This is a genomic window from Neobacillus drentensis (genome assembly GCF_036966985.1).
GTDB lineage: Bacteria > Bacillota > Bacilli > Bacillales > Cytobacillaceae > Neobacillus > Neobacillus drentensis_E.
In genome coordinates, this window is record NZ_JBALSN010000315.1 from 1 (window position 1) to 9,766 (window position 9,766).

The 9,766-nt window shown below is 38.0% G+C and carries 9 protein-coding genes; 8 read left to right on the forward strand and 1 reads right to left on the reverse strand.

What is annotated here, in order from left to right:
- Window positions 1–20: 20 nt before the first annotated feature.
- The 8 genes from V7659_RS20025 to V7659_RS20060 all read left to right on the forward strand — a co-directional run bounded on the left by V7659_RS20025 (window position 21) and on the right by V7659_RS20060 (window position 8,991).
- Entirely contained in the window at window positions 21–1,022 is a 1,002-nt protein-coding gene (locus V7659_RS20025) for an ABC transporter substrate-binding protein (RefSeq protein ID WP_335541693.1), read from the forward strand.
- 80 nt (window positions 1,023–1,102) lie between these two features.
- Window positions 1,103–2,635, forward strand: a complete 1,533-nt coding sequence (locus tag V7659_RS20030; RefSeq protein WP_335541694.1) for a sugar ABC transporter ATP-binding protein — start codon at window positions 1,103–1,105, stop codon at window positions 2,633–2,635.
- Entirely contained in the window at window positions 2,625–3,707 is a 1,083-nt protein-coding gene (locus V7659_RS20035) for an ABC transporter permease (protein ID WP_335541696.1), read from the forward strand. The genes V7659_RS20030 and V7659_RS20035 overlap by 11 nt, the downstream gene beginning before the upstream one ends.
- Window positions 3,685–4,698 (forward strand): galactofuranose ABC transporter, permease protein YjfF, encoded by a 1,014-nt coding sequence (gene yjfF / locus V7659_RS20040; RefSeq protein WP_335541698.1) that lies wholly within the window; start codon window positions 3,685–3,687, stop codon window positions 4,696–4,698. Before V7659_RS20035 ends, yjfF begins: the two co-directional genes overlap by 23 nt.
- 67 nt (window positions 4,699–4,765) lie before the next feature.
- Window positions 4,766–7,804 carry an immunoglobulin-like domain-containing protein gene (locus V7659_RS20045; RefSeq protein WP_335541699.1) on the forward strand — a complete coding sequence of 1,013 codons (3,039 nt, stop codon included), beginning with the start codon at window positions 4,766–4,768 and terminating at the stop codon, window positions 7,802–7,804.
- Window positions 7,805–7,943: 139 nt separating this feature from the next.
- A complete protein-coding gene (locus tag V7659_RS20050; protein WP_335541701.1) occupies window positions 7,944–8,147 on the forward strand; it encodes an aspartyl-phosphate phosphatase Spo0E family protein in 204 nt (67 codons plus the stop codon).
- Between the two features lie 188 nt (window positions 8,148–8,335).
- Window positions 8,336–8,545 (forward strand): hypothetical protein, encoded by a 210-nt coding sequence (locus V7659_RS20055; protein WP_335541702.1) that lies wholly within the window; start codon window positions 8,336–8,338, stop codon window positions 8,543–8,545.
- Between the two features lie 50 nt (window positions 8,546–8,595).
- Window positions 8,596–8,991, forward strand: coding sequence for a hypothetical protein (locus tag V7659_RS20060; RefSeq protein ID WP_335541704.1), 396 nt, complete (start codon window positions 8,596–8,598; stop codon window positions 8,989–8,991).
- Window positions 8,992–9,176: 185 nt separating this feature from the next.
- Here V7659_RS20060 and V7659_RS20065 read toward each other — a convergent pair.
- Window positions 9,177–9,766, reverse strand: a 590-nt coding sequence (locus tag V7659_RS20065; RefSeq protein WP_335541705.1) for a TetR/AcrR family transcriptional regulator, incomplete at its 5' end; no start/stop codon positions are given.

Here is a 9,766-nt window from a genome sequence, read left to right on the forward strand (position 1 = left end):
ATATTAAAGGGGGAAGTCAAATGAAAAAATTTAAAAAATTGTTTACTGCGTTAATTTCAACAGCAACTGCGATTTCATTATTGACAGGATGCGCTGCTGGAAACAACCAACAGGCTAGTAGTGGATCAGGCGGTGGGAAAGATGGCAAGATTGTCGTTGGTTTTTCACAAGTAGGAGCTGAAAGCGAGTGGAGAACCGCTAATACTAAGTCAGTCAAAGAAAGTGCAGAAAAAGATCCACAAATCGAGTTAAAGTTCTCAGATGCCCAGCAAAAACAGGAAAACCAAATTAAAGCAATCCGTTCGTTTATTGCTCAGAAGGTGGATGTAATCGCTTTCTCTCCTGTTGTTCAAACAGGTTTTGATACAGTTCTTCAAGAAGCGAAAACAGCTGGTATTCCTGTTATTTTAACTGACCGTGCTGTAGATGCGGATCCATCCCTTTATAAAACGATGATTGGATCAGATTTCGTTGAGGAAGGCAAGAAAGCTGCACAATGGATGTTGGACAATGTAAAGACCGGTAAGCCCGTAAATATCGTTGAGCTCCAAGGAACGGTAGGTTCTGCTCCAGCCATTGACCGAAAAGCTGGTTTTGAAGAAGTAATCAAAGATCATACGAATTATAAAATTATTAAATCTCAAACAGGTGACTTTACCCGTACTAAAGGTAAAGAAGTAATGGAAGCATTCTTAAAGTCTGATGGAAAAAATATCAACGTCGTATATTCTCACAATGACGATATGGCAATCGGTGCAATTCAAGCGATTGAAGAATATGGCTTAACTCCAGGGAAAGATATTAAAATCATTTCTGTTGATGGTGTAAAAGGTGCTTTTGAGGCAATGATGGCTGGCAAGTTAAATGCCTCAATTGAATGTAACCCATTATTAGGGGAACAGTTGATGCAAGCCATTAAGGATGTTAAAGCAGGTAAAGAATTACCAAAGTGGATTAAGACAGAAGAAGGCATCTATGATACTACTAATGCAGCGAAGGAATTCCCTAATCGACAATATTAAAAGCTTTTTTCGATATAGGAGCTCTCTTATTAGGGAACTCCTATATTACTCATAAAATAAACAAAAGGAGCATTAAAACAATGTTCATACAAGAGAAACCAATTCTATACATGGAAGGTGTCACAAAGTCCTTTCCTGGAGTGAAGGCTTTGTCTGACGTTAACTTTACTCTTCGTAAAGGAGAAGTTCATGCTCTCATGGGTGAAAACGGCGCAGGTAAATCGACGTTAATTAAAGTGCTAACCGGAGTCCATAATTTAGATGGAGGAACCATCCTTTTCGACGAAAAGAACATTGAACCAAAATCTCCGTTAGATGCCCAAAATATTGGAATCAGCACGGTTTACCAGGAAGTGAATTTATGCCCTAATTTGACAGTAGCAGAAAATATTTTTATTGGCAGACCACCGAAAAAAGGCGGCAGAATCGATTGGAAGTTAATGAATCAAAAATCAAAAGAAATCCTGCAGCGAGTGAATCTCGATATTGATCCGACTAAATTACTCTCTTCATACTCTGTTGCCATTCAACAAATGATTGCGATTGCTCGTGCAGTTGATATTTCAGCAGGGGTATTAATCTTGGATGAACCGACCGCGAGTTTGGATGAAAACGAAGTAAAACAGTTGTTTAAGATCATGCGTAAGCTGCGTGATGAAGGAATGGGAATTATTTTTGTCACACATTTCTTAGATCAAGTCTATGAAATAACGGATCGAATTACCGTCCTTCGGAACGGTAAACTCATTGGCGAGTACAAAACGAGTGAATTATCTAGGATAGAACTAGTAACTAAAATGGTTGGTAGGGAAATTGATGAAAAAGAACACAGCAAACAAAACAAAAGTATAGTTTCTTCTTTAAAGAAAAAGGAAGAACATTTCTTAAAAGCTGTCAGTCTAGGAAAAAAAGGTACGATAGAGCCATTTGATCTGGAAATGAAAAAAGGGGAAGTTCTTGGTCTTGCTGGCTTACTTGGTTCCGGCAGGTCTGAAATTGCTAGACTGATATTTGGAATTGATAAAGCGGACGATGGTGTCATTTATATAGATGAAAAAAAGATTTCGGCCATGTATCCTAAAAAAGCTATACAACAAGGGATGGGATTTTGTCCGGAAGATCGTAAAAAAGAGGGCATCATTGGTGAATTAACTATCAGGGAAAACATGATTCTTGCTCTTCAGGCTAAAAGAGGTATATTCAATTATATCTCTAGAAAAGAACAAGAAGAAATCGCTAATAAATATATTAATATGCTGCGAATAGCTACACCATCAATGGAACAACAAATTCGGAACCTTAGTGGAGGCAATCAACAAAAAGTAATTCTTGGGAGATGGCTGGCAACCAATCCAAAGTTGCTTATATTGGATGAACCGACTCGTGGAATTGACGTTGGTACTCGGACGGAAATTCAAAAATTAATCAGAACGCTTGCTAATGATGGCATGACGGTGTTGCTTATTTCCTCCGAATTGGAAGAATTAGTTGCTTGTTGCGATCGGGTAATTGTTTTGCGTGACCGTTCTCCGATTGGACAGCTTCGCGGAGAGAATATTTCAGAAAGTATTATTATGAAAACTATAGCAGGAGCTGGCGCAAATGTTTCTTAATCAATGGAACAAACTGAGGCATTCAAAAGTATTTTGGCCTTTAATGGCGGTTATAGCATTACTTATATTTAATTATTTTTATATTCCAGGTTTTTTTACCATTGAAATCAAGAATGGTCATTTATTTGGAACCCTAATTGACATATTAAATCGGGCGGCTCCGCTTATTATTGTATCTATCGGTATGACCTTAGTTATTGCCACAGCTGGTGTGGATATCTCGGTTGGAGCTGTTGTAGCGATATCAGGTGCCATGGCAGCTTACCTGATCGGAGGAACTTTGGTTGTTAACAATGGAGTTCAAGAGTATGTAAGCGATACACCTATGGCGCTAGCCATCCTTGCTGCCCTTGGTGCTTCCGTCCTTTGCGGAATGTGGAATGGCGCATTGGTATCTAAAATAGGTGTTCAGCCAATGGTAGCCACCCTTATCCTTATGACAGTTGGACGGGGAATTGCGCAGCTGTTCAGTGAAGGACAAATTATCACTGTCTACTATAAACCGTTTAGCTTTTTTGGCGGTGGATACTTTTTAGGGATACCGTTTGCTATTTTTGTTGCCGCGGTAGTGGGGTTACTAGTTTACTTGCTTATGAGAAAAACCGCAATGGGATTGTTTTTAGAGTCGGTAGGAGGAAACATGGAATCCAGCCGATTTACTGGAATTAATTCGAAGAAGATCATTTTCTGGGCGTATGTAATCTGTGGTTTGTGCGCTGGGATCGCAGGAATCTTGATAAGTTCGAATGTGAAGAGTGCAGATGGAAATAACGCTGGATTATGGATGGAGTTAGATGCAATTTTAGCTGTCGTTATTGGTGGTACTTCAATGAACGGTGGAAGGTTTTACCTATCAGGAACCATTATCGGTGCTCTTTTCCTTCAAATGTTAAAGACAACTATTTATTCCACTGGAGTTCCTCCAGAAAGTATACTCGTGGTAGAAGCAATTGTAGTTATTATCGTATCGCTTGTTCAATCGGAAAAATTCAGGAGCTTATTTATCTTAAAAATGGGCGGCAAGCGTAAGAAGGGAGTAATTCAATCTAATGAGAAACATGCTGCGAGTTAGTCAATTAAATATCACGTTAATTTCGACCATAATTCTATTTCTTTCCTTATTTAGTGTAGGTTCTTTTCGATATACTGGCTTCTTTTCACTACAGGTCTTTCTGAATCTATTTATCGACAATGCTTTTTTAATCATCATTGCTACAGGATTAGTATTTGTCATATTATCTGGTGGAATCGATTTGTCAGTAGGATCGGTTGTTGCGTTAACCACTATGGTGTCCGCAAGTATGCTTCAGAAAGGTGCAAACCCGATTATTGTTATGGTTGTAGTTCTTTTACTGGGAATCATATTTGGATTTGCACAAGGATACATCATTCAGCGTTTTCAATTACATCCATGGATTGTTACATTAGCAGGTTTGTTTTTGGCTAGAGGACTTTGTTATTTTATTAGCATCGAATCTATTACAATAACAGATCCATTGTTTACCAAGCTATCTCACTATAAGATTATGCTGGGTGACCAATATTTTATTTCAATAAGTGTACTGATTAGTATCGTGTTTGTATTGGCTGCCATGTTTGTGGCTAAATATACAGAGTTTGGCCGGACGGTTTACGCCATTGGTGGAAATGAACAATCGGCTATGCTTATGGGACTGCCTGTTGTAAGAACGAAAATTCTCATTTACGCTATCAGTGGCTTTAGTTCTGCACTCGGAGGATTGGTTTTCACCTTCTATATGTTGTCAGGGTATGGGCTTCACGCATTAGGTCTAGAAATGGATGCCATTGCAGCATGTGTCATAGGTGGAATCCTTTTAACCGGCGGGTATGGATATGTTGTAGGTCCAATGTTTGGCGTGCTGAGTATGGGAGTAATTCAAACCATTATCATGTTTGAAGGGACACTCAGTTCATGGTGGACAAGAATTGTTATTGGAGTCTTGTTGTTTATCTTTATCGTTTTGCAACGAGTAATTGTTATTCAAAGTGAAAGAAACAAAACGATTATTAAAAGAAAAGAAAGAAAAGCACTCGCTACTTGAAACAATGATGATAGGGAAATCTGAAGTGAATTTACTATAATAAAACCATTTTAATCAGGAGGGAAACATGAAGAAGAAAAAAATATTTTCAACTATTTTATTAACCATGATGCTCTTCAATACTGTGTCAGGAATGGTTCCTCAAGCAACATTTGCTGAGGAACCACAAGAAACAAAGTTAATTCTTAATTACGATATGAATAATATTGAAGGTACAACAGTGAAAGATAGCATTGGGAAATTTGATGGAAAACTCGTAAATCCCCAAAATGCTGAACTGATTAAAGGGACAGATACAGGGGCTATAGACTTTAAAGGTGGTTCCACGAGCTCCTACATTGAAATGCCGCAAGGTGTATTAAATAACTTGGAAAGTGTAACTGTTTCGTCATTAGTTAATTGGAAGGGTGTTAATGAAGCAGAATGGTTATATGCGTTAGGTCAGGACAGTAACAAATATTTGTTTATGACGCCGAAGCGTAACTCGGGTGACCGCTCTTCAAGAGCAGGAATCGGGATAACAAGCTGGATGAATGAAGCGGGTGCAAATGCGACAACTGGGCCCTTGAAGTCGAGTGAATGGAAGTTGATAACTACTGTTATGTCAGGTGTAGATAAAACGATTAAGCTGTACATTGATGGGGTTGAAGTGGGTACTGGTTCTACGAATGGTTATACACTAGCACAAATCAACAATGTTAATGGTATAAGTGGGTTTATCGGGCGTTCCTTTTATTCTGCTGACCCATATTTTGGAGGCATGATCGCCGATTTTAAAGTATTTAATGGAGCTTTGACAGCAACAGAAGTAAGTAAATTAAAAGAAGAAGCTAATAAAAAAATAGCTGCCATGGATGGACTGCTGCTAAATCACGCGGCTGAAAAATTAGATTACTCCATTTTTATCAATCAAAACCAAAACAAAGACGAAATTAATTCGGATTTATCATTCCCTAGAAACGGGGCATTTGGAACAACCATCACTTGGGAATCACAAAATCAAAATATTATTACAAATGATGGGAAAGTTAATAGACCTTCTTTTGAAGATGGTGACCAATCGGTAGGAATTACAGCTAAAATTACGGATGGTAAAAAGACTTTGTCAAAAGAATTTATTGTTACAGTATTAAAGAAACCTCAAGATTCAGTGACCGTTCGTATGGATGCAGAAGGTTTGAAAGTTCATAACATTAATGATGTTCGCGGCAATCTAACTTTACCGAAAACGGGAGCTAATGGTTCTACGATCACATGGAAATCAAATGACCCATCTATCATTACACCAACTGGAGAAGTGAAACGCCCTAGAAATGGTGAAGGTGATAAAACGGTTAAATTGACGGCAACTCTCACATTACACAAGGAATCAATCACAAAAGCGTTTTTAGCTAAAGTGAAAGAAATGCCAAAAAAGGAAAACTATGAAGGATACGTCTTCAGTTATTTTACAGGAGAAGGTTACTCAAATGGTGAACAAATTTATTTTGCCCTGAGTGAAGGAAACAATCCGCTTAAATGGAATGAACTAAACAATGGAGCCCCGGCAATTACATCGAATTTAGGTGAAAAAGGACTTAGAGATCCATTTATTGTTCGTTCTCCTGAAGGAGATAAGTTCTATTTAATCGCGACAGATTTGAAAATTAACGGAGATTGGAATTGGGATAGAGCTCAAAGATCAGGGAGTCGCTCCATTATGGTCTGGGAATCCACTGATTTAATTAATTGGTCAGAGCAAAGAAAGGTAGAAGTTTCTCCGAAAGAGGCAGGAAACACATGGGCTCCGGAAGTTACATATGATGAAACCACTGGAGAGTACATCGTGTATTGGGCTTCTAAAGTGTATGACAATGAGGAGCATACCGGTTCTACTTATAACAAAATGATGTACAGTAAAACAAGAGATTTTTATACGTTTACTGAACCGAAAGTATATATGGATTATGGCTATTCCGTTATTGATACAACCATGATTAAACATGATGGAAAATTCTATCGTTTTACAAAAGATGAAAGAAATAACACAACATCCTCTCCAAACGGTAAATTTATTTTTGAAGAGGTTGGAGATTCGGTTCTTGATCCTACTTTCAATCTTATTAAAGAAGGGATTGGAAAAGGTTCCATTGGTGCTGGTGAAGGACCAACCATCTTTAAATCGAATACGGAAGAAAAATGGTACATGTTTGTAGATGAATTTGGCGGTAAGGGCTATGTCCCATTTGAAACTACAAATTTACAGTCTGGTGAGTGGAAAATGTCTACAGACTATAAGTTACCTGCACGCCCTCGCCATGGGACAGTATTGCCGGTTACAAAGCGGGAACATGAGGCTTTACTTGCAAATGTTCCCAAAGTTAAAAAAGAAGATCCAATTCAAAAAGTAACAAGCGTTACGGTAGATAAGGAAAAAATGGAACTAGTACAAGGACAAAAAGAACGGGTGTCTGCAATGGTAACACCTAATGAGGCAGTTAATAAAGAGGTCCTGTGGTCTAGCAATAATGAAGAAGTAGCTGCTGTAGATGAAAATGGGAATGTTACCGCATTTAAGGAAGGTATAGCAAAGATCACTGCAACGACAGTTGATGGAGGCTATATGGCCGTTAGTGAGGTTCATGTCAAAAAAGATATTACTCCTCCTGTGATTCAATTTACCGGTAATGATGGTACCTATCCAGTTGATGCCAAGATAGCGATTACCTGCAGTGCATCTGATGATTTGTCAGGGGTTGCTTCCGTGAATTGTCCAAGCACTGAAGGATATGCTTATGATTTCGGGGTTGGTGTTCATAAACTCTTGGCCACGGCTACTGACAAAGCCGGAAATACAGCGGTAGTTGAAACCGAATTTACGGTAACAGTCGATTTTGATAGTTTAAGCCGATTGACTCAATCTTTTGTAAGTAAGGATGGGGTGTCGCATTCACTAGTTGCAAAACTCCAGTCGGCAAAAGAAGCGGCCGCTAAAGGTAACAAACAGGCCGTAGAAGGTAAATTGAAGGCGTTTGTAAATGAACTTTCTGCCCAAATTGGGGAAACAATTACTGAAAAACAGGCAAATATTTTGATTTCTTTATCGAATAAGCTCTATATAAAATAGCTTGGATATAATAGCTTTTTTTGATGCCTCGGGATTAAACATAGGTTGTTTAATCCTGAAGGCATCTTAACCATTTGTATATTCATTTTAGCTGCTTTTATTCAAGACATAATGAAAGGAGAAAAAGGAGGTACGGCACGTGTTACTGTTGAAATTGGTACAAACCGAAAAGAAAATAAGGGAATATCAGCAGACGATGTATGATTTAGCAAAAGTGAGTGGACTAAATGATCCGAATGTATTATTTATAAGTCAAAAGTTAGATAAAGAAATTCTGTTTTTTCAAAGGTTTTCAATAAATTTACCAAGAGTACCTAAATACAAACCAGTAGCCAGGTTTTAATATTTAGTAGGAAACAAAATGAGGAAGACCTAACGTGTAATTAAAAAATCTTAATTTAAATCCAAAGTGTAACCATTAGATATGCTACCCAAAATACTGGTGATCTTTCTATTGATCATGATCGAAAGAATGTATTGAACATCCCAGTAAATAATACCAATGGAAAATGGCAGAGCAAGAAAGTAAGGATGTTCTTACGTGAAGGAATTAATTTAATTGATATTCAATCCAGTTCGAAACTAAGCTTAGATTATCTTAATGCTTCCTACGTAAATAGTAATCCAATTTACTCAGAGGAAGCAGAAAATGCTAAAGTGGTTGGGGAGCCAGCTGAAGGGGATCCTTCATTAATTCGTGATGATGCGCTTGCAAAATATGCATCAGGCGCAAATATGTAAATGGTATTACTTCCTATGACGGTAAGGAAAGAAATTTGGAGCTTACTGAAGTGGAAGTACCAGAATCAGGTCGCTATAATCTTGTAGTCCAATATGCTAACGGTGAGTATTCTGGATCGCATTCCTACAACAATAATGTGGTGGAAAGGTATGCACAAATTTCCGTAAATGGCGGTGAGGCAGAAACGGTATATTTCAAAAATACCATTTCATGGCAGCAATTTGCTACGGTTACCATTGACGTTAATCTTAAAAAGGGTAAAAATAGCATTAAATTTTATAATAATAACACATATAATGGTGGTGCAAATCCATATGGAGGAAGTAACGGATCTGGAACATCCCCATTTGTCGATACCGTAATGGTACCTAAACAATATACACCTGCGTTTGACAAATTCGAGATCTATGCACAACCTTCTGTTGTAGATAAAAAAGAAAAGTAATTAAAAGTGGCCTAAAAAAGTCGTGTTATCGACCTTTTGAGGCCCTTTTAGTTGGTGACGGATAAAAGAATATGAAGTAAAAAGGCACTAGAAATAGTGCCTTTTTGAATACAGGAATAGATTGTGAAAGGATAAGCCCAGTAGTTAACAACTATCAAAAAGGCCCAACTAGTTTAGTTACTTTTTCATGTTGATTTCCTAATATCTTTATTTAAATGAAAAAGCATATACATCTGCTTAGCAAGGAATTGCGGTGTATAAGGCATGTCTTTACGTAACCAAGCTACGATCGTGCCGATAAGAGCTGAAGAACCGTGCCAAATAGCAATATCCCTTTGGATATCGGTAGTAGCGAGCATGGAATCTAACTCCGTTCTCTCTGTTATTGATTTCGTAAGTATTTTTAATAATCGCTCTGTAAAGATTGGCGTTCGTGTGGAACCAAGAACGACTTTATAGAATTTGGCATTCTCCGCTATATGCTCAAGCAAGTTTATAAGTTTCAACGAATCCATTTCTTCAGAGGAATTCATGTTTGTTGTCGTACTCATCATAATGCCCTCAATATCCTCGGCCATTTCCTGCGCCATCTTCTCCAGCATGTCTTGTATATCATGATAATGCAGATAAAATGTAACACGGTTGATGGTTGCACGTTCAGCAATCCGGTTAACAGTGATTTTATTTATTTCCATCTCCTGCAGCAAATCTATTAACGCGTCTTTTATTAATTGGCGGGTCCGAAGTACCCGAGGATCTACACGCGTCTTTTCAT